Here is a 22414-nt window from a genome sequence, read left to right on the forward strand (position 1 = left end):
CGGGCTCAGCGGTGCCCGACGGTCAGGGCCAGCGAGCCCAGCCCGCCGACCGGGTCGCGGCGCAGGGCGACCGACCCGAACGGGGTCCGCAGCCGCAGCCAGCCGCCCGCGGCGAGGAGCGAGACGGGGAAGCCGGGGTCGGCGCGGAGGAAGCCGAGGGACTGGGCGGCGTGGACCGCGCGCAGCGGCAGTTCGGTGGCGCCGACGGGCCGGGACCAGATCTCCCGGCCGATCCGCTCGCGTTCGGCACGGGTGCGCAGCTCCTCGGGCAGCGCCTCGTCCCGCGTACGGAATTCGGCGACGGCCGCGTCCAGGGCGGCGCGCAGGGCATCCGGCCGGGGCAGACCGGCCTGTTCCCGCCAGGGCCCCCGGGGCGGCAGGACGCCAGTCCAGGGCGGCCCGGTCACGGGAGCGGGCAGCACACCGCCACGCTCCCCCGGCTCCTCCCCGGCCGTGTCCAGGGAGAGGGACTCCAGCAGCTCCCCGGCCGACACCGTGACGTCGAGCCTCTCGGGGCGGGCCAGGCGGGCCGCACGGATCGCGAGCACCTCGAAGGAGGGCGGGCGGCCGAACACGGCCAGTGCGTCGCCGCCGCCCGCCTGCAACCGGACCGCCGCGGCCCGGTCGTAGTGGAGCAGCCGGCCGAGGAAGGCGGCGAGATCCGCCGCCTCCCTCGGGTCGGCGAACAGCAGCGACTGCACAGGCACCGTCATGCCGCGGCGGGCTCCTCTGCCAGGTACTTCTGGAGGAAGAGCTTCTCCTCGGCGGAGATCCGCCGGGGCCGCTCGGCCTCCAGGTTGTACGGGACGACGACGGTCGAGGCCCGTACGTACACCTGGTCGGGGTCCTTGATCTCATAGGCGATCGTCAGCGACGCGGCGCCTATCTTCGTGACCCACGACTCGACGGTGACCGGCTCGTGCCGGTGCACCAGCGGCCGTACGTAGTCGATCTCGTGCCGGGCCACGACGGACCCGCCCGAGAACGACGGCGAGCCGTCCCCCGGCGCCAGCCGGAACATGAAGTCGATGCGCGCCTCCTCCAGGTAGCGGAGGAAGACCACGTTGTTGACGTGGCCGAAGGCATCCATGTCCGACCAGCGCAGGGGGCAGCTGTAGATGTGACGGGCCAAGACGATCAGCCTCGCGTGAGCTTCTTGTACGTGGCGCGGTGCGGGCGGGCCGCGTCCGCGCCGAGACGCTCGACCTTGTTCTTCTCGTACGACTCGAAGTTGCCCTCGAACCAGTACCACTTGGAGTCACCCTCGTAGGCGAGGATGTGCGTGGCGACGCGGTCCAGGAACCAGCGGTCGTGGGAGATGACCACGGCCGCACCGGGGAACTCCAGCAGCGCGTTCTCGAGCGAGGACAGGGTCTCCACGTCGAGGTCGTTGGTGGGCTCGTCGAGGAGCAGCAGGTTGCCGCCCTCCTTGAGCGTCAGCGCCAGGTTGAGGCGGTTGCGCTCACCACCGGAGAGGACGCCGGCCGGCTTCTGCTGGTCCGGGCCCTTGAAGCCGAACGCGGAGACGTACGCCCGCGAGGGCATCTCGACCTGGCCGACGTTGATGTAGTCCAGCTCGTCCGAGACGACGGCCCAGAGGGTCTTCTTCGGGTCGATGTTGGCGCGGGACTGGTCGACGTAGGAGATCTTGACCGTGTCGCCGACCTTGATGGAGCCGCTGTCCGGCGTCTCCAGGCCCTGGATCATCTTGAACAGCGTGGTCTTGCCCGCGCCGTTCGGACCGATGATGCCGACGATGCCGTTACGGGGCAGCGTGAAGGACAGGTCGTCGATGAGGACCTTGTCGCCGAAGGCCTTCGAGAGGTTCTCGACCTCGACGACGATGGAACCGAGGCGCGGGCCCGGCGGGATCTGGATCTCCTCGAAGTCCAGCTTCCGCATCTTGTCGGCCTCGGCCGCCATCTCCTCGTACCGGGCGAGACGGGCCTTGGACTTGGTCTGGCGCCCCTTGGCGTTGGACCGCACCCACTCCAGCTCTTCCTTGAGCCGCTTCTGGCGCTTCTCGTCCTTGCGGCCCTCGACCTTGAGGCGGGTGGCCTTGCGCTCCAGGTACGTGGAGTAGTTGCCCTCGTAGGGGATCGCGCGGCCGCGGTCGAGCTCCAGGATCCACTCGGCGACGTTGTTCAGGAAGTACCGGTCGTGGGTGACGGCGACGACGGCACCCGGGTACTTCGAGAGGTGCTGCTCCAGCCAGTTCACCGACTCGGCGTCCAGGTGGTTGGTGGGCTCGTCGAGGAGGAGCAGGTCCGGGGCCTCGATGAGGAGCTTGCAGAGCGCCACGCGGCGCTTCTCGCCACCGGAGAGGTTGGTGACCGGCCAGTCGCCGGGCGGGCAGCCCAGGGCGTCCATGGCCTGCTCCAGCTGGGCGTCCAGGTCCCACGCATTGGCGTGGTCCAAGTCCTCCTGGAGCTTGCCCATCTCCTCCATCAGCGCGTCGGAGTAGTCGGTCGCCATCAGCTCGGCGACCTCGTTGAAGCGCTTGAGCTTGCCCATGATCTCGGCGGCGCCGTCCTGGACGTTCTCCAGGACGGTCTTGCTCTCGTCGAGCTTCGGCTCCTGCATGAGGATGCCGACGCTGAACCCGGGTGACAGGAACGCGTCACCGTTGGACGGCTGCTCCAGGCCCGCCATGATCTTCAGCACCGTGGACTTACCGGCGCCGTTGGGTCCTACGACACCGATCTTCGCGCCGGGCAGGAAGTTCAAGGTGACGTCATCAAGGATCACCTTGTCGCCGTGCGCCTTGCGCGTCTTGCGCATGGTGTAGATGAACTCAGCCAAGAGAAACCGTCCGGCAGCAATAGAGGTGTGGGCAGATACACCCCATCTTGCCTGACGTCCATCCCCGGAAGGAAACCCGTCCGGGGATCGGCCATCCGTCACCGCTCACGGATGCGCACCCGCAACTACTCAGCGTGCTCCTGTGCTTCCTTGCGGCGCAGGACGAACAGGGCGCCGCCGCCGATCACGAGGAAGCCGACGGCCAGGGCGGCGATCATCGGGGTGGTGCTGGAGCCGCCCGTCGCGGCGAGGTCGCCCTCCAGGCCGGAGGTGGTGGTGCCGGTCGAGGCGGGGAGGGAGTCGCGGGCGGATTGGGTGCCGATGCCGCTGTCCTCGTCGGCCTGCTGGTCCTTCTCGGCCGCGATGACGCTGCCGCTGGTGGCGCAGTCCAGCACGCCGGTGAAGCTCTTCCGGAAACCGGCGGGGCCGGTGATGGTGAAGTCGTACGCCTGGTCCTCGGCGACCGGCATCGTCACCGTCCGGGTGGCCCCGGCGGCCACGGTGTGCTCGGCGCCGCCCAGCTCGAAGGTGAAGGGCTCGTCGCCCCGGTTGACCGCGGTGATGTCCACGCCGCCGGCCGCGCAGTTCTTCCGGGCGGTCAGGGCCGGGGCGGCGCCCGTCTCGGCCCAGGTGGCGGTGGCCCGTGCGGAGACCGTGGACTCGCTGGATCCGGCCAGGATCTGGGTCTGGGTGCGGGTGGTCCCGGCGAAGGCGCGGCCGACCGGTACCGAGGTGGTGGTCTGGATGGACAGCGAGGCCGAGCCGTCGGCGCTGCCCTTCGGCACGGAGAAGTAGAGGCGGGCGCCGTCGGTGGCGGAGGTGACGGGCTTACCCTTCTTGTCGGTCACCGTGATACCGCTGACCGCCGCGTCCACCGGGGGCGACACGGAGACCTGCTCCGCGTCCGTGCGGACGGTCACCGGGCCCAGCCGCTCGCCCGCCCGGCCGGAGACCGCCGCGGGCTCCAGCGTCAGGGACGCCCGGGGTTCGGTGACGTTGCGGGCGCGCCGGTGCAGCCAGTCGGCGAGCTTCTCGGCCTGCTTGTCCACCGCGGTGACATCGGCACCGTCCGAGTAGCGCCAGATGGCGACCTGGGTGCCCGCCGCGGCGGTCCGCTCGGTGAGCGGACCGGTGCCCGCCGCCTCGGCCAGCGCGGCGAGGTCGTCGACCTGGGGGTAGGAGTGCTGGAGGATCCACCGGATCTTCCCGGCGTTCCGGTTGGCGCCGAGGGAGGTCTCGGCCCAGGGGGTCTCCAGGTACTTCGCCTGATTCTGGGTGGGGTTGTGGAGGTCGACGCAGTAGGTCTTGAGCTTGCCGCCGCCGTCCACGGTCATCTCGAAGAGCCCGGCGGGCAGCTCCTGCGTGACGTCGGGGGCGCCGTTCTCACCCGGTGTGCGGAGCACGGCGCTGTCGAAGGTCTTCAGCCCGTCGAGGACGGCGGCCGCGCCGCCCTGGTGCCGGCCCGGATCGTCGGCGGCCGCCGTGCCCGTCCCGGCAAGGGTGGCCGCCGTGACGAGACCGGAGAGCAGCAGCGCGGTCACCGGCCGGAGGAAGGCCCGGCCGCGTCGTGGCCGCCCGGTCCCGGTGGCCTTCCCGAACCGCGACGCTCTGTCACGGACGGCGTGCACCGCCTTCGCGTCGGACGGCGAAGTGGACACTGAAGGCGCAGAAAACACAGAATTCCCCTCCGGGCGGGGCCCTCGCGCGTGGTGCGCGTGTGGGGAATGCCCCGCCAGCAGACTCAAGTGATCCATGAGCTCTGGGAATCGTAAGGACCGAGCGAACCCCAGTCCCCCGTACTGCCCCCGGCCAACCATTCCGAATCGGAATCGTTATCGCCGGGCCGTCCCTGCGACCAGCCCTTTCAGGACACAGCCACCTTTTCGGCGGCCCGTTCCGACCGTGCCCGTGACGCGTCGGAACCGTCTTCCGACTCTCCGTCAGCTCTGCTGTGCGAGGCCGCCGTCAGCGCCGGTTCGGTCCTGACGACCCGGCGGAACGCGGCGGTCCCGCGGCTCAGATCGTGGCCGACCGCGACCGCCTCGACATCCACGAACGTCCGCCGCCCGCCCTCCCGTTCCTCCTCGCGGACCTTCAACCGGCCGTGCACCACCAGAGGTTCTCCGATCGCCACCGAACCGGCCAGGTTCGCGGCGAGGGTGCGCCAGGCCCACACCGTGTAGAAGCTGGTGGGTCCGTCCGTCCACAGCTGCGTCTCGCGGTCACGGCGCCTCGGGGTCACGGCGAAACGAAATCGCGCCATTCCCCCGGTCGCCGTCTCGCGGAACTCCACCGCGGTGGCCGCGTTTCCCACCAGCGTCACCATCGTCTCGTTCATTTCCCGCCCCCGTTTTCCGTCGTTCCGTCGTTCCGTCGTTCCGTCGTTCCGTGGTTCCGGTCGTGCGTCCCGTATCCGTCCGCCGGCGAACCCGTCCGCCGACGACTTCATGGTGGACGCCGGAAGCGAATCGCGCCGGAGCCTGTGGACTACTGGCCGGTTGTGGAAAACTCCGTCACCGCCACGTACCGTTCGCGCACCTCCCGGTACCGCGCCAGCTCCGCCGAGACCGGGTCCAGGACCCTGGCCCGGCCGCACCCTGCCGCCGCCTCGCGCAGCCGGCGTTCGGCGTCCTGGCCGTAGCGCCGGGCGGGGCCCCGGATCGCCGCCGCGCAGGACCACTCAACGAGCGGCCCGCCGACGACCCCGGCCAGCATGATCAGCGCGGGGACGACGAGCCCCGGCTCCAGGACCCCGACGATCTGGCCGAGCAGCCACAGACCGCCGAAGACCTGGAGCAGCGTCATGGAGACCTGGGCAAGGACCGCGGCGGGCCACCACTTCGGCCGGGGCGGCCTGGCCGGCCGGCCGCCGAGCGCCACGCCCGTGGCCGGACCCCGGCCCGACGCCGTACCGAACCGCCCGGAGCCGCCCGATCCCTTGGCGGAACCGCCCCCCGCGGCCGCCTTCGCCGCCAGCTCGTCCAGCGCCTCCGGCAGCCCCTTCGCCCCGTTGAACGCCGCCTCGCGCACCGCCTGCGCCCAGGGGGCGGGGAGCCCGGCGGAGGCGTCGTCCGCGACGGTCCGGACCGCCTGCTCCACCCGCTGCCGGGCGGTCGGCTCCTCCTCGGGCGGGGCGAGCGCCTGGCCCATCCGGTCCAGGCTGCCCGGCAGCCCCCGGGACTCGTACCAGCGCCACAGCCGCAGCCACGGCGTCCCGCACGCCCGCCCGGCGTTCCTGCGCCACTCCCGCTCGGCGGCCTGCCCGGCGGCGGCCGCCCCGACGGCCTCGGCCAGCCGGTCGGTGAACTCCTCCCGGGCCCGCTCCCCCAGTCCCGGCCGCCCCTCCGCCACGTACACCGGACGCAGCCGCGCCGCCGCCGCGTCCACGTCGGCGGAGAGCCGGCGGGTGGCGGCCGTGCGGTCCTGGACGAACCGGCCGACCATCTCCCGCAGTTCGGGTACCCCGTCGCCGGTCAGCGCGGAGAGGGACATGACGGTGGCGCCGGGTTCGCCGTGCTCGCCGAGCGCCATGCCGTCCTCGTCCAGGAGCCGGCGCAGGTCGTCGAGCACGAGGTCGGCGGCCTCGCCGGGCAGCCGGTCGATCTGGTTGAGGACGACGAAGGTGACCTCCGCGTGCCCGGCCAGGGGGCGCAGGTAGCGCTCGTGCAGGGCGGCGTCGGCGTACTTCTCCGGGTCCACCACCCAGATCACCGCGTCGACCAGCGCCAGCACCCGGTCCACCTGGTCCCGGTGGGCCGTGGCGGCGGAGTCGTGGTCGGGCAGGTCGACCAGGACGAGCCCTTGGAGCGCCTCGTCGAAGGCGGCGGGCCCGGGGTGGGGCCTGCGGCGGAGCCGGCCGGGGATCGCGAGGCGGTCGAGGAGCCCGGCGGCCCCGTCGGTCCAGCTGCACGCGATGGGCTGGGAGGTGGTGGGGCGGCGCAGCCCGGTGTCGGAGATCTGGGTGCCGGCGAGGGCGTTGAACAGGGTCGACTTGCCGCTCCCGGTGGCGCCCGCGATGGCGACGACCGTGTGCCGCGAGGAGAGCCGCTGCCGCGCGGCAGCCTCGTCCAGTACGCGTCCGGCCTCGGCGAGGGTGTCCCGGTCGAGGCGGGCGCGGGAGAGTCCGACGAGTTCGCGCAGGGCGTCGAGGCGGGTGGGCAGGGGGCCGCCGGAGGGCCCGTACGCCTCGACCTGCGGCCGCACGTCGTCCTCGTCGGGAGGGGAGTCGGCGGGGGCGGACGGGTCGGTGAGGTCGGACGGGCCGACGGAGTCCGTGGAGCCCCCGTCCGTACGGGAGTGCCCGGTTCCGGAATCGCCGCCGCGTGGGTCGGCCGCCGCGGCGCGCCGGGCGATCAGCCCGTCGTCCCAGCGCCCGTCCTTGCTCCGGGCCTCCTCCTTCTCCTCCGGTTCGCCGGTCTCCGTCGTGCCGTTGCCCTGGTCCTCGTCCGTGACGGCAGTCATCGCTGCCACCTCTCCTTCTGCATGACGGAAAGCGCGGCGATCAGTTCGGCCTGCGGTTCGGGGGCGATGTCGAGTGTGTCGAGCGGGGCGAGCCTGCGGTCGCGTTCGCCGCCGAGCACCTGGTCCAGATAGGTCGTCAGCAGGTGCCCGCCCTTGTCGCGCAGGCGCAGCGCGCCCTGGGCCCCGATGCGTTCGGCGAGCTGCTCCCCCGCCGTGCGGGCCCGCCGCCCGCCCAGCAGGGCCGCCGCGAGCAGGGCGGCGACGGTCTCGGGGTCGGGCGCCACGCTGCGTTCGAGCTGGCGCACCTCCTCCTCAGCGAGCTCCTCCAGGACCCGCCGCCACCGCCGTACGGCCACGGCGATCCGGCCCTCGATGTCCTCGACGGGCCCCCACCCTCCGGCATCCCGGCCCGCGCCCTCGAACCGGAAGACCCCGGCGGCCGGCTCGCGGCTCCACTGCGTACGGATCTGGTCGTCGGCGGCGGAGACGGCGCACTGGAGGAGCGCGATCAGGCTGTCCACCAGGGCTTCGAGGAGCTCGCCGGGGGCGCTGTAGAGGGGGTAGCCGCGCCACCGGGTCCGCGCGTCCCCGGAGAGGACCGCCCCGCTCTGGAGCCTGCGCCGGATCCGTTCGGCCTCCTTGCCGTACGCGTCCTGGACCACGCCGGTGAGCCGTACGGACGCCGCGTACTGCGCGGCGACGGCCGACGCGAGCTCGGGCATCCGCACGTTCAGCGATTCGATGAGCCCGGAGGCCGTACGCCCCACCGCCTGCTGCCGGGCGGCGGGGTCCTGGGCCCGGTGGGTGAGCCAGGCGCGCAGCGGGGCGACGGCGGTGGTGGGGAGCAGTCCGCTGCCGCCGCCCGCGGACTCGGGGAGTTCGGGGATGGTGAAGCGGGGTACGTCCCCGAGTCCGGCGCGGGTCAGGAGCGCCGCGTACTGCCGGGAGACCTCGGCGATCACCTGGTGGGGCACCCGGTCGAGGACGGTGACGAGGGCGGCGTCGTACTCCTTCGCGGTACGCAGCAGATGCCAGGGGACCGCGTCGGCGTACCGGGACGCCGTGGTGACCATCACCCAGACGTCGGCGGCGCAGATGAGTTCGGCGGCCAGGACCCGGTTGCGTACGACGAGGGAGTCGATGTCGGGGGCGTCGAGGATGGCGAGCCCGCGGGGCAGGCTGAGAGCGGTCTCCACCCGCAGCACGTTCCCCTCGTCGTCGGCGCCCGCCCCGAGGTCGTCGAGCCCGTCGGGGTCCCGGGCCTGACCCGGCGGCAGCCAGATCCGGGTGAGCTGCGGGAGCACCCGTACGCCGGCGAACCAGTGGTGGTCGTCGGGGTGGCAGACCAGCACCGGAGTGCGGGTGGTGGGCCGCAGCACCCCGGCCTCGCTGACCCGGCACCCGACGAGCGAGTTGACCAGCGTGGACTTCCCGGCCCCGGTGGATCCGCCGATCACGGCGAGCAGCGGGGCCTCGGGGTCCTTGAGCCGGGGCAGGAGGTAGTCGTCGAGCTGTGCGAGGAGTTCGACCCTCGTCTGCCGGGCGCGTTCGGCCCCCGGCAGCGGGAGTGGAAGACGCACGGCGGCGACACGGTCGCGCAGGGCGGAAAGTGCGTCGATGAGCTGAGGCCGTACGTCCATGGTCACCACATGCGAAGAATGCCCAATTTTGGCGCCCTTTTGAAGCTTATAGACCCCTCTGCGCGGCGGTTCCACTCTGTGGACAGAGTCGGGACAGAGGGGACGAGTAGGGCGCAGGCATAACGAGTGCACAACACCCGGGCCACAGGGAGCGAAAAGCTATGCACGATCCGCACTCACCTGCGATTATCGGTTCGCTTCACCGAACCTCCACATCGTGCCACGCAGGTGAAGCAACCGGGTCCAGGCGATCGGAGCCCTATCCTTGTCCCGGCATGGCCACGGAACCACCCGATCAGGGCTCCCGGCCCCCGTAGCTCAGTGGATAGAGCAGGCGCCTTCTAAGCGCTTGGCCGCAGGTTCGAGTCCTGCCGGGGGCGCACCGACCGCACGATGACTGCACGACCGCGAGGCCCTCCGCCCGGAGGGCCTTTTCGCTGGTCGGGGCAGGTTAGCGGGGAGCGGGGTAGTGGGGCGTAAGAGAGGGTCCGGCGCCGGGCCTGGCAAGCCGGCAGCCTTCGTATGTCCGGGAAAAAGGCCATTCCGGTTGAGGACTGGGCACATGCCGGATCATTCTTGCGGGCATGACCCTGAGCTCCCCATCGCGTGATGTTTCCGGCCTGCGTGACTACGCCTTCGACTGGGCGCTGGTGGATGTGGAGACGTCCGGGGTCATCGCGCGGCGGGACCGGGTGCTGTCGGTCGCGGTGGTGACCATCGGTCCGGACGGGGAGCAGACCGGGGAGTTCTCGACCCTGCTGAACCCGGGGTGCGATCCGGGGCCGGTGCATGTGCACGGGCTGACCGCCGAGCGGCTGCTGGGGGCGCCGACCTTCGAGCAGGTCGCGGGGCGGATCGGGGCGCTGTTGCAGGACCGGGTCCTGGTGGCCCACAACGCCCAGTTCGACTACGACTTCCTGGCGCACGAGTTCGCGCGGGCCCGCCTGTACCTGCCGGTCTCCCGGCGGCTGTGCACCCTCGCCCTCAACCGGCAGGTGGACCCGCCGGCCCCCGACATGAATCTGGGCACGCTCGCGGCGCACTACGGCGTGGAGCAGACGCGGGCGCACGACGCCCTGGACGACACCCGCGTGCTGGCCGGCATCCTCCGCGCGACGCTCCGGGAGGCCGCACGGCTCGATCTGCCCCTGCCCTTGGTGGCATGCCCGCCGCGCCAGGACGTGCAGTTCGCGCCCCAGCCGCCCAAGACGCCGTGCGCGTACCGCAATCCGGGGCAGGCGGAGGCGGACGGTCCGCTCGTGCAGGGCATGAAGATCGCCATCACCGGCGAGACGGCGACCTCGCGGGCGGAGCTCGTGGCGCGGTCGGTCGCGGCGGGGCTGAACGTGATGTCGTCGGTCAGCCGCCACACCAGCGCGCTGGTCACCAACGAGGCCGGCTCGGCCTCGGCCAAGGCCCGGCGGGCGGCGGCCGAGGGCGTACCGGTGATCGACGAGCACACGTTCCTGCGGCTGCTGGGTGACGTACGCGCGGGAACGCCGCACCGGGGTGCGGCTGAGGGGGCTGGGGCGTCCGGGGGTGTGGCGTCGGTGTCCGGGGCTGCGGCGTCGGTGTCCAGGGTTGCGGCGGCCGTCCCAGGGAACGCCGTTGCCGCCCCCGCCCCTATGGCCGCCCCTGCTTCTACGGCGGTCCCCGCCTTCACGGCCGTCCCCTCCACGCAGGTGGCGGCCGTCCCGGCCGCGCGCCAACCGATCCCAGCGACGACGACGGTCCGCCCCCTGGCCGGGCGGCGGGTCCTCATACTCGGCGGCACACATCCCGCCGCGGCAGCCGCGCGTACCAGGGTCGTCGAGCTGGGCGGCTCGGCCGCCATCAACCTCTCCCGCACGGTCACCGACGCCGTCCTCCTGCCGGGAGGAGAGGCCGATCGCCGCTTGCGGCGCATGCCGGAGCTGGGGCTCCCCGTCCATGACGAACACTGGCTGAACGCTCCCGGGACCCCGCCCAGGGCCGCTTCCGGGGCTGCTCCCGGCGCGGCCTCCCCGGCGACCGACTCCTCGTCACCGGAGCGGGAAGCGGACCGTCCGCCGTCCCCTCTCGTCCTGCCGCGCGGCGGCGTCGTGGACCTGGCCGCGCCGCAGCGGGACGCGGCTCCGCCATGGCACATCACCGCGGCCTGGGAACCGCAGGAGGCGGCCGATATCGACGTCGTCGCCTTCGTGCTCGACGAGGACGAACAGGTCACCTTCGACGAGGACTTCGTCTTCTACGGCGTCCCGGAGAACCCCGCAGGCACCGTCCGCCTTCTCACCGACGGCCCGGCCGAACAGACGATCGCCGTCGACCTGGCCTCGCTCCCGCCCGCCTCGCGCAGGGTCGCCGTCGCGGCCGCCATCGACGGAGAGGCGACCTTCGGGGACGTCGGCGCGGTCCAGGTCACCGCGGTACCCGGCACCGGGGCCGCGCCCCTGGCCAGGGCGACCCTCGACGCCGCCACCACGGAACGCACCCTGCTCCTGGCAGAGTTCTACCGCCGCGGCCCGGTCTGGCGCTTCCGCGCGGTCGGACAGGGGTACAACGACGGGCTCGCGAACCTGGCACGCGGCTACGGCGTCGACATCGCGGACTGAAGCTGACTGAAGCTGACTGAACGGGTGGGCCGGGGGCCCGGCCCCTACCACACCAGCAGCAGCCCGCAGCTGTAAGCCTTCCCGTGCCCGAGCCCCCTCGTCAGCGCCCCCACGAACGTCTGCGGCTCCGTCACCGTCAGCTTGCCCCGGACCTCCGCGCGGACGAGGCGGAGCCCCTTGTGCGGGGCGGGGCTGGAGATACGGGGCAGCATGCGGACGGCCAGTTGTTCCGCCTGAGCGTCGGCGCCCAGGCGTGTCAGGCCGTCGGGAGCGACGGGAGGTTCGCCGGCCGGCTGAAGTCGCCGGACGAACCAGCTCTTCACATGGTCGGGGCGGGTGTGGGCGACCCGTTGGCCGCGAGTCTTCTCCGGGGACCCCGGTGCGGGTGGACGGCTGTACACGGGGTTGACGACGGTACGGAAGTCGACCGTCTCGCCCACGGAGAACGTACGGTCAAGGGTCAGCGTCTCCGGCTCCTCGGCGAGGGCCGCCCTCGGGACGCGGCCCCAGTCCCCGGGCACCTGGGACTGCACGACGAGCGAGAGCTGGGCCTCGCGGAGGTTCAGCGTCCAGGTAGACAGGACGCCCATCTGCGCGCGGGCGTCACGGCTGCCGTCGTCGACCCAGCCCGGGAAGCCGCTCATCACCGTGCGATGCATGTCCTGGGCGTCGATCAGCGACTTGGCAGCGTAAGGGTGCCGGGCGTCCAGTGTCAGGAGGGTTTGTGTGGCGACGAATCGTGCGGTCGTCACATGCGGCTCTTTCACAGAAAGCTGCTTCACAGGATGATGTCCCAGTCCTTGGCGCGCGGATCGATGGCGACGCGGTCCCCGGTCTCCCAGCGCGCGGCGTGTTTCGGGCCCATGGCGTGGAAGCTCACCGGCTGGTCCATGACCGGACCGACTCCCGGTAGGGGGCGCTCGCTCTCGATCCAGGCCCACGGCCGGCTGTCCCGGGCCGATGGAGGCGCGTCGGAAGGTGAGGGCAGCAGGGCCACGGAGGCGAAGGCCTCGGCGAGCGTGCAGGCCATGACGGTGAGGGCCAACTGACCCGACGGCGGACAGGACTTGCGCCCGAGCCAGAGGAGCCGCTTCGGGTGCTCCAGCGCGTGCGCGATCCGATCCAGCACCTCCCTCTCCGAGTGCTGAAGGCCCACCAGGAAGGCGGCGTCGGCGAGATACCAGCGCTCGGTGATCATCGCGTTCCTGCGCCCCTCGGCGGAGACGAGGGCGCCGGAGAGCGGATCGGCGCCGATCCTCTTCGGCGCTCCGTACCAGTCCTCGACCTCATGACGGCCGAACGTGTCCCCGGTCGCTGACGGGCCGCGACCACGCCCAGATCGCGCGGATGCTGGAAACCGCCTGGGGCCGGGGTCTCGTACCGGACGATCTCAGCGCCGGCAGCCATGTCTTCGCCGATAGGGAACTCCTGCGCACGGCCTGGGAGAAGACCGGGCCGGATCTGCGCGCGGAGTGTGTCCGTCGGCTGCACGCCTGGGCCGATTCCTGGCTCACGGACGAACGGGCCGGGACCATGCCTCGCTACCTGCTCTCGTACTACCCGGGCCTGCTCTGCGAAAGGTCACGGCTTGAGCAGTACGTTCTCGATCCTCGGCGCCAGAGGCGGCTCGTGGAGGCGGGCCGGCTCGATGAAGCGCTGACGCAGCTCGACCTCCTCCCGGACGGGGAGGACCGCACGCCGGAGGTGGCTGCGCGCGTGGCTCTCTCCCGGGCCGTGCTGTCCGGGGCGGAAGCGCCGGACGCCGCGGAAGCCTCGGATACCTCGGATGACTCGGATGTCTCGGATGCTGGGGAACTCGCTCGTGCAGCGGTCCGATGGGCGGAGCGCGCCGCCGAAGCCACACCTCCGTTCGCCGAGCAGGACGACGGCATGGAGGAGCTGGCCAAGGCGGGCCGCACACTCATCACGTGCGGTGCGGAGGAGGCCGGGCGCGCTGCGCTGCGTGCCGTCATCCCCTGTGAGGCGGTGAGTTGGGCGTCCCGGGTCAGGGCCGCACAGGCTCTCGCCCCGGAGCGGGTGGAGTGGCTCACCGAGGTCTCCCGATATGCCTCGGTACTTGCCGAGGGAGGCTTCGACGAGCAGGCCGAAGCCTTGGAGATCTGGGGGGAGATGATCAAGGCACGGGTGCCGGGGGATGTCGCGTTACGGGACGTCGTCAAGGATTCCTGCGACGCCCTGGAACCCTCGACGGACCTGACCCACGTCGATCTGGTCGCCCTGGGAGCGGGCGCCCTGACCAGCGGCCGCCGGGACCAGACGCGCCGGATGCTCAAGGTCGCCGAGCAGGCGTTGCTCGACGCCTTCGCCGCCCCCGAGGCGCTCTCCCCGGCCGACCGCGCCCATCTGGATCTCGAACTGTCCACCACGCTGGTACGTGTCGTACAGGCTCTGCACGACGTGGACTTCAGCGCGGAAAGCTCCTGGCTGCGGTTCCGCCCGAGCTGCGCCGGGACACGCTCGGCGATGACGTCCTGGAACAGGCCAACTCAGTGAAGGGGCGAAGCGCGGGCTCCTCGTCGAAGGGCCGGGCTGAGGTGGCGGTCGGCCCGGGGCCGGATTTCGTCGGCATCGAGGAGGAGTTGACCACCCATCCCGTCCGTGGACGCCACCTCCTCGCCGAGGCCTTCGCCCGGTGGGAAGGGCACAGCTCGGCCTCCGGAGCCCAGGGCTGGGGGCTCCCCCTGGCTCAAGCTCTCGCCGCCACCGGTTACGCGGAGGAGGCCGTGCGGCTCGTGGGGTGCCCGCCGGACTCGGCCGAGGGGGCAGGGGCTCTGGCCGTTGTCGCGTTGGGGTGTGCGGCGGGTGGGCGCGGGGGTGAGGCACTGCGGTATGCGGAGGAGGCTGCGGGGGCCACCGGGGGCCTGGCCGATCCTGCCGTGCGCGGTCTCGTCGGCCAGGCCTTCGCTCATACGGGTGCGGCCGAGGCTGCCGAGGAGTGGGCCTCCGGGGAGGGGCGTACGGGGAAGGAACGCGAGCAGCTTGAGCGGGCGCAGGCCGCCGTGGCTGTGGGGCTTGGCCCGTACGACCCCGAAGCCGCCGCTCACATCGTCGGGCGGCACCTCCTCGGGGTGAACCGGGCGAGGCTCGTGCCAGGTGGGGAAAGGCATCTGCCCCGAATCATGGGGCTCCTCCTCGCCCTTCCCGATCCCCGGCGGCCCGGAAGCGAAGTGTGCGTGGCACTTCAGGGGCTCTGTGCCGGGCCGGCCGAGAGCATCCAGGGGTGGGACATGCGCGCGGTTCTGTCTCACGCGCTGCTCGATGTCAGCGGGTGCCGTTCGGGGGTGGTGGCTCTCGGGGGCAGGCTCGACCGCTGGGAGCGATACGTGGCCTCCACCCCGTTGCCCGAAGGCGTGCTGCCCGTTGCTGTCCCGGGGGCGCGGGCCGTGGCCGGGCGGGCCTCGACGGCGGAGGGGCGGGCGGCCGCCCTGGCAGCTGTGGCGACCTACCTGGCGGGGGTACCCGTCATCGTTCCGGCCGCCGACGGCTGGGCGCCGCAGGACACCTCCGTCCTGCGCTTCCTCGCGCTCGCCGACGCCCTCGGCACCGAAGTCAACGCAGGCAACGCAGGCACCGGCACCACCCGGGACGAGCCCGAGGCCCGGCGGCTCGTGCGGGAGGTGCTGGCGGGCGAGCACTGGCGGTACGCCTTGCCGCTGCTGCCGCGGCTCGCGCCGGAGGCCCTTCCCCGGCTGGCGGAGTCGGGCCTTGTGCATGGCGTGGCCGGTGACGGAGAACGGCGCTCACCCTCACGCGTCCCGTCGCCGTAGCAGGAGCAGGGCCGCGAGGGTGATCGCCGTCGTGCAGGCCGCGACCAGGAGCAGGGAGGGCCAGGGGCCCAGGCTGCCCACCGTGTCGGAGGTGGCGTCCGAGGTCTGGGTGAGCTTCTCCAGGGCCGCCGTCGGGGAGAGGCCGGCGATCCAGCGTTCGGCGTTCCCGAAGAGCGGGCCGAAGAGGGACGGCAGGAGCAGTACGCCGATCACCGTGGTGACCGCGCCGGCGGAGTGGCGGACCAGGGTGCCGACCGCGAGGCCCAGCACCGCCGCCACCGCGAAGGACGCGGCGATGCCGAACAGGGCGGGAAGGGGGTCGCCCTGGGCGTAACGGCCTGCTGGCAGCATCGCGTCCCCTACCAGGTACGCGGCCGAGCAGGAGAGCAGCGCGAGGGCGTACATCACGGCCGCCACCAGCGTCGCCTTGGCCGCGAACACCGTGGACCGGCGGGGGACGGCCGCGAACGTCGTACGGATCGTGCCGCTGCTGTACTCCCCCGAGATCACCAGCGCGCCCACCACCGCCGCCAGCATCTGGGCCACGACGGAGAGCGTGAGACTGCCGCCGAGAACGGTGTCGTCGGGTTGCAGGCTGCCGGTGGCCGCGACGAACACCGCGCCCAAGAGGGGGAGTACGGCTGTCGCCGCCGTCGTCCACAGGGTGGAGCGCACGCTGCGGAACTTGATCCACTCGTAGGACAGGGCCTGGGATCCGAGCGTCGGTGTCGTCATCGGGCTGCCTCCTTCTGGTTCTCGGTCCGGTACTCCACCGACGACTGCGACAGCGCCGTGTAGACCTCCTCCAACGAGGAGTGCGTGGAGGTCAGTTCGTGGAGGGCCAGGCCGTGGTCGCGGGCCAGGTTCCCGATCGTGGCCGCGTCCGGGCCGTCCACCCGCCAGCCGCCCGTGGCGTCCAGGCGGACCTGTGCCCCCACCGACTCCAGCAGAGCGCGGAGCTTCTCCGGTTCGGGGGTGCGTACGAGGGTGTGGGCGCGGGAGTTGGTCTCGATGAAGTCGCGCATCGTGGTGTCCGCGATGAGCCGGCCCCGGCCGATCACGATGAGGTGGTCGGCCGTGAGCTCCATCTCGCTCATGAGGTGGCTGGAGAGGAAGACCGTACGGCCCTCCGCCGCCAGGGACTTCATCAGTTCGCGGATCCAGCGGATCCCCTCGGTGTCGAGGCCGTTGACCGGTTCGTCGAGGATCAGCACCTCCGGGTCGCCGATGAGCGCGGCCGCGATGCCGAGCCGCTGGCCCATGCCGAGCGAGAAGCCCTTGGCGCGCCCGCGGGCCGTCGCGGCGGGCAGGCCGACCAGGTCGAGCACCTCGTCGACGCGGCGGCGCGGGATGCCGTTGCTCGCGGCGAGGCCGGCCAGGTGGTGGTAGGCGGAGCGGCCGCCGTGGACGCCCTTGGCGTCGAGCAGCGAGCCGACCGCGCGGAGCGGTACGGGGAGGTCCCGGTAGGCCTTGCCCCCTACGGTGACCCGTCCCCCGCTCGCGGCGTCCAGGCCCAGGATCAGCCGCATGGTGGTCGACTTCCCGGCTCCGTTCGGGCCGAGGAAGCCGGTCACCCGGCCGGGGCGGACGGTGAACGAGAGCCGGTCGACGGCGGTCCGCTCGCCATAGCGTTTGGTGAGTTCCGTTGCTTCGATCATGCGGCCGACGCTACGAGCGGGGCGGGGGATGCGAATCCCTCGGTGGGAGTCCGGGCCTACTCCCGGTGGAGTAGGCCCGGTCCTCAGTGGTCGCCCGGTCTGACCAGGCCCGTCTCGTACGCCAGCACCACCAGCTGGGCCCGGTCACGGGCGCCCAGCTTCGTCATGGTCCGGCTGACGTGGGTCTTCGCCGTCAGCGGGCTCATGATCAGCTCCCTGCCGATCTCCTCGTTGGTGAGGCCCCCGGCGACCAGGGCCATCACCTCGCGCTCCCGGCCGGTGAGGACGTCGAGCCGTTCCGCGCCCGCCGCCTCCGGGGCCTTCAGCCGCGCGAACTCCTCGATCACCCTGCGGGTCACGGCCGGGGCGAGCAGGCTCCGGCCCTCGGCGACCGTACGGATCGCGGCGCGCAGGTCGTCCGGCTCGATGTCCTTGAGCAGGAAGCCCGCGGCTCCGTGCCGCAGGGCCTCGAACACGTACGCGTCCACCTGGTACGTGGTGAGCATGACCACCCGGACCCCGTCCAGCGCCCGGTCCCCGGCGATCCGGCGGGTGGCCTCCAGGCCGTCGACGCCGGGCATCCGGATGTCCATCAGGACCACGTCGGGGCGGGTCATCCGGACCGCCTCCACCGCCTGGACGCCGTCGGCCGCCTCCGCGACGACCACCAGGTCGGCGGTGAGGTCGAGCAGGGCGCGGAACCCGGCCCGTACGACCGTCTGATCGTCGGCGAGCACCACCCGTACGGTCACGGAGTCCCGCCCGTCGTTCCCTCGGTCGGCAGCACCGCGTGGACGCGGAAGCCTCCGCCCGGCACCGGACCGTACGCGAGCGTCCCGCCCAGTGCGAGCACCCGCTCCCGCATGCCGATCAGGCCGAAGCCGCCAGCGGCATCGGCATCGGCGGTGGAGGGCTCCGAGCGGAGGGGGCCGTCGTCCACGATCTCGATGTGCAGGGCGGAGTCCGTGCCGGTCAGCGACGCCGCGACCCGCCCGGCCCCCGAGTGCTTCACCACGTTGGTCAGTGCCTCCTGCACGATGCGGTACGCGGTCGCCTCGACGACCGCCGGGTAGGCGGCGCCCGACGGGGTCCGGCGCAGGGCCACCCGTACGCCGCCCGCCTCGACCCCCTCCACCAGCTCGGCGAGCTGGTCCAGGCGGGGCGCCGGGGCGGTGGACTCCGTCTCGCGCAGGACGGAGAGCGTGGCGCGCAGCTCCCGTACGGCCTCCTTCCCCGAGGCCCGCACCTGCGTCATCGCGCGGCGCGACACCTCCGGCGCGGTGTCCAGCGCGTCGAGCGCCACCCCGGCCTGCACGGTCATCGCCGACACCGTGTGGGCGAGGATGTCGTGGATCTCCCGGGCGACCCGCACCCGCTCCCGCCGCACCCGGAGGGCCGCCTCCCGCTCCCGCTCCTCCTCCGCGCGCTCGGCCCGCGCCGCGTACTCCGCGAGCAGCTCCCGCCGGGTCCGCACCACCTCGCCCAGCAGCAGCGGTACGAGCGGCCAGACCATCTCCAGGACCGGCAGCCCCTGCGGGTTGACCACGTCCCGGCCCACGATCAGCGCCACCACCCCGGAGGCGGTCGCCGCGACCAGGCCGGTCCACAGGGTGCGGCGGCGGTCGCCGAGGACGGCCACCGTGTACAGCGCCACGATGACCGGGAGGTTCAGCAGCTCGCCGATGTGCCCGTGGAGCGCCCATCCGGCGCACGCCGCCCCGGTCACGCACGCCACCGGGACGGGCCGACGGCGGCGGAAGACCAGTGCCGCGAGCGAGACCGCGAGCAGGGCCCAGGTGAGCGCGTCGTCCTGCCGGTAGCCGGGGTCGTTCACCGCCACGTCGGACGCGGTGAACAGGCCCACCACCGCCACCACCGCCAGATCCGCTGCGAGCGGCGGCAGGGCGCGCACGCGGGCGGCGAGGCGGGCGAAGGTCATCACCCCCTCACCGTAGGAGCCGGGGGCGCCGGGCGCATACGACGAGGGGAGTACGGCGGGGGGGGTGACGTCGGCATGACGACGGGGGTGACGTCGGCATGACGTCGGGAGGGGAACTCCCGCCCCATCCGCCCCTCCCCTCCCCCTAAGCGGAATCCGCAGCAGAAGAGTGGCGGGCCGACGAAACGTTCGGTACGGGATGACGTTCAGGGCGGCGCAAGAACGGGCAAATCGATCCTGTACGGCCCGTAGGCGGAATCCCGTCGCTGGGCGCCCCCCACCTCTCCGCAAACCCGTTCGGGCGAGCGCAACTTCGTTGTGCCGTCCGGCATCCGAGCCTGCCCTCCACCCGCCGAACACTCCTGCGAACCCACGCATCACCTGGAAAGGAGCGCCACGATGGCGACGCCGCTGTCCGCCGACAAGCTGCTCAAAGCCCTCCGCGACGAAGGCCTCCACGTCGTCGAACACCGGAGCTGGCGTACGAACAACCGGAATCACAAGGGGCCCTGGGGCCCGACGCACGGTGTCATGATCCACCACACCGTCACATCCGGCACAGCCTCCTCCGTCGAGCTCTGCTACAACGGCCACTCCGCCCTCCCCGGCCCCCTCTGCCACGGGGTCATCGCCAAGGACGGGACCGTCCACCTCGTGGGGAACGGGCGCGCCAACCACGCCGGGCTCGGCGACGACGACGTCCTGCGTGCCGTCATCGCGGAGAAGGCCCTGCCGCCGGACAACGAGGCCAACACCGACGGCAACCGGTACTTCTACGGCTTCGAGTGCGTCAACCTCGGGGATGGGAAGGACCCCTGGCCCGCCGCCCAGCTGCTCGCGATCGAGCGGGCCGCCGCCGCCGTCTGCCGTGCGCACGGCTGGGGCGAGCGGTCGGTGATCGGGCACCTGGAGTGGCAGCCGGGCAAGGTCGACCCGCGCGGCTTCACCATGAGCTCGATGCGCACCCGGATCGCCAAGCGGCTGGACGGTTCGCCGGACGGGCCCTCCCAGCCGCCTCCGAAACCGACGTACGAGCCGTTCCCCGGGGCGTCCTTCTTCACGGCCGGCCGCAAGAGCCCGATCGTCACGGCGATGGGCAAGCGCCTGGTGGCCGAGGGCTGCGGCCGGTACACGGTGGGGCCCGGACCGTCCTGGTCCACGGCGGACCGGAACTCGTACGCCGCCTGGCAGCGCAAGCTGGGCTACACGGGCACCGCCGCGGACGGCATCCCGGGGAAGACCAGCTGGGACCGGCTCAAGGTGCCCAACGTGTGAGTCCCGCCGCCCCCGGGCCTACAGCGCGATGGCCAGCAGGACGCACGCCGCCAGCACGAAGGCGGTGCGGACCTGGTGGAAGGTGTTCCAGCGGGGTTCGAAGGCCTGACGGGCGGCGCTGTCGTCGCCGCCCTCCGACTTCGCGAGCGCGTTGTTGAGCGGGATGTTCCCGGCGATCGTGACCAGGTGACCGGCGACCACGCAGACGAGCGCCCCCACCAGCGCGGGGCCCGCCACCTCGTCGTGCTCGCCGAGCCCGGTGAAGAGCGCGGCGGCGGGCAGGGCGACCACGCCGAGGAAGAGGACGAGGAAGAGAGGGCCGGGGACCTTCTCGTTGAAGCGGCGCATCGCCGCGGTGAACTGCTCGTCCGTCAGTTCCGCGAGGCCGGGCATGATCGCGATCAGGAACGTCAGCATGATGCCCGCGTAGAGGCCGGTGACGATCACGGAGAGCACCAGGAAGAGGGAGGTCATGGCGGTCATCATGACCGGTGACCGCCGTTCGCACAGCCGCATTTCGCCTGACTGTGCGAAGGCGGTCCCGCCGTCATGGTGCCGAGCGGCTCAGCCGATCTCCCCCTCGCCCTCGTCGCCCCCGTCCTCCGGCTCGGTCCCGTTCCTGAGCGCCTCCGCCTGGCCGATCGCCGTCGCCAGCTTCCGTACCGAACTGTCCTCGGTCTCGTTCGCCAGCTTCCCGGCCCGGGAGGCCAGTTCGCGCAGCGTGGGCGTGCCGGGCAGGTCACCGCCGCGCAGGGTGTCCGCGAAGTACGCCGCCACGGCCGCCACTTGGAGCCGCTGCGACTCCCCGCCCCACAGCCTGCCGTCGATCGTGCCGGTCCGCGCCGAGCCGCTCTCCTCGGACGCCTTGCGGGTCTTGGGATCGAGCCAGCGCACCGTCGCCTTCGCCACCTCGCCGGAGGCGCCCTCGCGCAGCCGTACGGCGTAGAGCGCGGTCACCGTGTGGCCGGGGCCGACCTCGCCGCCGTCCACGCTGTCATCGCGGAAGTCCTCGTCGGCGACCTTGCGGTTCTCGTAGCCGATCAGCCGGAACTGCTTCACATTCCTGCGGTCGAAGGCGACCTGGGCCTTGGCGTCGCGCGCCCGGAGTTCGATGTGGGCGGGCAGCTGGTCGACGAAGACCTTGCGGGCCTGCTCCTCGTCACCGACGTACGTGGTGTGGCCGTCGCCCCGGTTGGTGAGCCGCTCCATGAACGCGTCGCCGTAGTCGCTGCCGACGCCCACCCCGAAGAGGGTGATGCCGTACTCGCGGCGGGCGGAGTCGATCCGTTCGAGAATGCTGTCGGCGTTGGTGTCGCCGGTGTTGGCGAGGGCGTCGGAGAGCAGCACCACCCGGTTGTTCACGCCCTTGCGGTGACCCTTGACGGACTCCTCGTAACCGCGCATGATCCCCGCCTCCACGTTGGTGGACTGGGCGGGCTCCATGGCCTCCACGGCGTCCCGGATCTTGTTCCGGTTGCCCTGGAGGCGGGTCATCGGGAGCCGGGTCTCGGCCTCATCGCTGAAGGTGACGAGGGAGACGGAGTCGTCGTCGCGCAGTTCGTCGGTGAGGATGTTCAGGGATTTCTGGACAAGCCCCAGCCGGCCCGGGCCGGCCATGGAACCGGAGATGTCGACGACGAACGTCAGCGAGGCGGGCGGGCGTTCGCTGCTCGGCGGGGCGGCCTTGGTGGCCAGTCCGACCCTCAGCAGCGACCAGTCGGAGGGGCCGGAGCCCTTGCCTGTGGTGATCCGGGCTCCGTCGACCGTGACCGAGAAGCCGTTGCCCTTCGGACGCTCGTACCCCTGCTTGAAGCTGTTGACGAACTCCTCGGGCCGTACGTTCACCGGGTCGGGCAGCCTGCCGTCGCCGAGGCTGGAGCGTGCGTAGCCGTAGCTGGCGGTGTCGACGTCCAGGGCGAAGGTGGAGAGGTAGTCCGGGGCGGCGAGGTCCGGTTCGGCCGTGTCCCCGCTCTCCTCGGACTGCCTGCCCTTCTCCGGTGCCGCCGCATCGGGCGCGGGCTGCCCGCCGCCGGTCGTGCCCTGCGCCGGGCGTGCGCCGGAGCGCTTGTCCGCGGTGGCGCCGTCCGACGACCCCCCGGCGCTGCACGCGGTGAGCACCATCCCTGCGGCGAGCAGCAGCGCCACCGCCCCGGGCCGGGCCCCTGCCCAGCCCCCCGCCCGTACCCCTGATCGCTTGCCGTTTCGCTGGTCCATCCGTAACCCCCCACGTCATCACGGTGTCGCGTTCCTGTCTCCGACA

Annotated in this window: 19 protein-coding genes and 1 tRNA gene; 5 read left to right on the top strand and 15 right to left on the bottom strand. The window is 72.3% G+C overall.

Features of this window, described 5'->3' with window-relative positions:
• Positions 1–5: 5 nt before the first annotated feature.
• The 7 genes from IF17_RS0108575 to IF17_RS0108605 all read right to left on the bottom strand — a co-directional run bounded on the left by IF17_RS0108575 (position 6) and on the right by IF17_RS0108605 (position 8903).
• A complete protein-coding gene (locus IF17_RS0108575) occupies positions 6–713 on the bottom strand; it encodes a DUF8010 domain-containing protein (protein WP_030563798.1) in 708 nt (235 codons plus the stop codon).
• Complete coding sequence (locus IF17_RS0108580; protein ID WP_015608571.1) at positions 710–1132, bottom strand: acyl-CoA thioesterase; 423 nt, start codon at positions 1130–1132, stop codon at positions 710–712. The genes IF17_RS0108575 and IF17_RS0108580 overlap by 4 nt, the downstream gene beginning before the upstream one ends.
• Positions 1133–1137: 5 nt before the next feature.
• Positions 1138–2802 carry an energy-dependent translational throttle protein EttA gene (ettA, locus tag IF17_RS0108585; RefSeq protein ID WP_078615833.1) on the bottom strand — a complete coding sequence of 555 codons (1665 nt, stop codon included), beginning with the start codon at positions 2800–2802 and terminating at the stop codon, positions 1138–1140.
• Positions 2803–2927: 125 nt separating this feature from the next.
• A complete protein-coding gene (locus IF17_RS0108590; RefSeq protein WP_030563802.1) occupies positions 2928–4478 on the bottom strand; it encodes a Cys-Gln thioester bond-forming surface protein in 1551 nt (516 codons plus the stop codon).
• Between the two features lie 188 nt (positions 4479–4666).
• The gene (locus IF17_RS0108595; protein WP_030563804.1) at positions 4667–5140 is read right to left on the bottom strand and encodes a single-stranded DNA-binding protein; all 474 of its coding nucleotides are present in this window, start codon (positions 5138–5140) and stop codon (positions 4667–4669) included.
• A gap of 149 nt (positions 5141–5289) precedes the next feature.
• Positions 5290–7263: a YfjP family GTPase gene (locus IF17_RS0108600; RefSeq protein WP_030563806.1), complete on the bottom strand. Its 1974-nt coding sequence runs from the start codon at positions 7261–7263 to the stop codon at positions 5290–5292.
• Positions 7260–8903 (bottom strand): ATP-binding protein, encoded by a 1644-nt coding sequence (locus IF17_RS0108605; protein ID WP_030563808.1) that lies wholly within the window; start codon positions 8901–8903, stop codon positions 7260–7262. Before IF17_RS0108605 ends, IF17_RS0108600 begins: the two co-directional genes overlap by 4 nt.
• A gap of 307 nt (positions 8904–9210) precedes the next feature.
• Here IF17_RS0108605 and IF17_RS0108610 point away from each other — a divergent pair.
• Positions 9211–9283, top strand: a tRNA-Arg gene (locus IF17_RS0108610).
• 204 nt (positions 9284–9487) lie between these two features.
• Positions 9488–11494 (top strand): TerD family protein, encoded by a 2007-nt coding sequence (locus tag IF17_RS0108615; RefSeq protein ID WP_030563810.1) that lies wholly within the window; start codon positions 9488–9490, stop codon positions 11492–11494.
• A gap of 44 nt (positions 11495–11538) precedes the next feature.
• Here IF17_RS0108615 and IF17_RS0108620 read toward each other — a convergent pair whose 3' ends face one another.
• Together IF17_RS0108620 and IF17_RS0108625 are read right to left on the bottom strand one after the other, a co-directional pair.
• On the bottom strand, positions 11539–12246 hold the full coding sequence (locus IF17_RS0108620) for a type I-E CRISPR-associated protein Cas6/Cse3/CasE (RefSeq protein WP_244890443.1): 708 nt from the start codon (positions 12244–12246) through the stop codon (positions 11539–11541).
• Positions 12247–12272: 26 nt separating this feature from the next.
• Positions 12273–12749, bottom strand: coding sequence for a type I-E CRISPR-associated protein Cas5/CasD (locus tag IF17_RS0108625; protein ID WP_106980153.1), 477 nt, complete (start codon positions 12747–12749; stop codon positions 12273–12275).
• 92 nt (positions 12750–12841) lie between these two features.
• Here IF17_RS0108625 and IF17_RS0108630 point away from each other — a divergent pair, with 92 nt between their 5' ends.
• On the top strand, positions 12842–14008 hold the full coding sequence (locus IF17_RS0108630) for a hypothetical protein (protein ID WP_030563813.1): 1167 nt from the start codon (positions 12842–12844) through the stop codon (positions 14006–14008).
• Between the two features lie 41 nt (positions 14009–14049).
• Complete coding sequence (locus tag IF17_RS0108635; RefSeq protein ID WP_157851138.1) at positions 14050–15282, top strand: hypothetical protein; 1233 nt, start codon at positions 14050–14052, stop codon at positions 15280–15282.
• On the opposite strand, the gene IF17_RS0108640 is transcribed toward IF17_RS0108635, so the two are convergent.
• From IF17_RS0108640 to IF17_RS0108655, 4 genes are all read right to left on the bottom strand, one after another.
• Complete coding sequence (locus IF17_RS0108640; RefSeq protein WP_030563816.1) at positions 15262–16017, bottom strand: ABC transporter permease; 756 nt, start codon at positions 16015–16017, stop codon at positions 15262–15264. The two genes, IF17_RS0108635 and IF17_RS0108640, sit on opposite strands and share 21 nt — an antisense overlap.
• A complete protein-coding gene (locus IF17_RS0108645) occupies positions 16014–16940 on the bottom strand; it encodes an ATP-binding cassette domain-containing protein (RefSeq protein WP_030563818.1) in 927 nt (308 codons plus the stop codon). The genes IF17_RS0108640 and IF17_RS0108645 overlap by 4 nt, the downstream gene beginning before the upstream one ends.
• 83 nt (positions 16941–17023) lie before the next feature.
• Entirely contained in the window at positions 17024–17692 is a 669-nt protein-coding gene (locus IF17_RS0108650; protein ID WP_030563821.1) for a response regulator, read from the bottom strand.
• On the bottom strand, positions 17689–18882 hold the full coding sequence (locus tag IF17_RS0108655; RefSeq protein ID WP_030563823.1) for a sensor histidine kinase: 1194 nt from the start codon (positions 18880–18882) through the stop codon (positions 17689–17691). Before IF17_RS0108655 ends, IF17_RS0108650 begins: the two co-directional genes overlap by 4 nt.
• A gap of 396 nt (positions 18883–19278) precedes the next feature.
• Between IF17_RS0108655 and IF17_RS0108660 the strand changes: the two genes are divergently transcribed.
• The gene (locus IF17_RS0108660) at positions 19279–20154 is read left to right on the top strand and encodes a peptidoglycan-binding protein (protein WP_030563825.1); all 876 of its coding nucleotides are present in this window, start codon (positions 19279–19281) and stop codon (positions 20152–20154) included.
• An 18-nt stretch (positions 20155–20172) separates the two neighbouring features.
• Here the strand turns inward: IF17_RS0108660 and IF17_RS0108665 are convergent, their stop codons facing one another.
• Complete coding sequence (locus tag IF17_RS0108665; protein ID WP_030563827.1) at positions 20173–20640, bottom strand: anthrone oxygenase family protein; 468 nt, start codon at positions 20638–20640, stop codon at positions 20173–20175.
• A gap of 78 nt (positions 20641–20718) precedes the next feature.
• The gene (locus IF17_RS0108670; RefSeq protein WP_051883936.1) at positions 20719–22275 is read right to left on the bottom strand and encodes a vWA domain-containing protein; all 1557 of its coding nucleotides are present in this window, start codon (positions 22273–22275) and stop codon (positions 20719–20721) included.
• Between the last annotated feature and the right edge of the window lie 139 nt (positions 22276–22414).

Source organism: Streptomyces cyaneofuscatus (assembly GCF_000718135.1).
GTDB classification, from domain to species: domain Bacteria; phylum Actinomycetota; class Actinomycetes; order Streptomycetales; family Streptomycetaceae; genus Streptomyces; species Streptomyces cyaneofuscatus.

Excerpts from the sequence above, each read along its gene's own strand:
- IF17_RS0108575 (WP_030563798.1), bottom strand. The coding sequence starts at position 713 with ATGACGGTGCCTGTGCAGTCGCTGCTGTTCGCCGACCCGAGGGAGGCG.
- IF17_RS0108595 (WP_030563804.1), bottom strand. The coding sequence starts at position 5,140 with ATGAACGAGACGATGGTGACGCTGGTGGGAAACGCGGCCACCGCGGTG.
- IF17_RS0108600 (WP_030563806.1), bottom strand. The coding sequence starts at position 7,263 with ATGACTGCCGTCACGGACGAGGACCAGGGCAACGGCACGACGGAGACC.
- IF17_RS0108605 (WP_030563808.1), bottom strand. The coding sequence starts at position 8,903 with ATGGACGTACGGCCTCAGCTCATCGACGCACTTTCCGCCCTGCGCGAC.
- IF17_RS0108615 (WP_030563810.1), top strand. The coding sequence starts at position 9,488 with ATGACCCTGAGCTCCCCATCGCGTGATGTTTCCGGCCTGCGTGACTAC.
- IF17_RS0108630 (WP_030563813.1), top strand. The coding sequence starts at position 12,842 with ATGCTGGAAACCGCCTGGGGCCGGGGTCTCGTACCGGACGATCTCAGC.
- IF17_RS0108640 (WP_030563816.1), bottom strand. The coding sequence starts at position 16,017 with ATGACGACACCGACGCTCGGATCCCAGGCCCTGTCCTACGAGTGGATC.
- IF17_RS0108645 (WP_030563818.1), bottom strand. The coding sequence starts at position 16,940 with ATGATCGAAGCAACGGAACTCACCAAACGCTATGGCGAGCGGACCGCC.
- IF17_RS0108660 (WP_030563825.1), top strand. The coding sequence starts at position 19,279 with ATGGCGACGCCGCTGTCCGCCGACAAGCTGCTCAAAGCCCTCCGCGAC.
- IF17_RS0108665 (WP_030563827.1), bottom strand. The coding sequence starts at position 20,640 with ATGATGACCGCCATGACCTCCCTCTTCCTGGTGCTCTCCGTGATCGTC.
- IF17_RS0108670 (WP_051883936.1), bottom strand. The coding sequence starts at position 22,275 with ATGGTGCTCACCGCGTGCAGCGCCGGGGGGTCGTCGGACGGCGCCACC.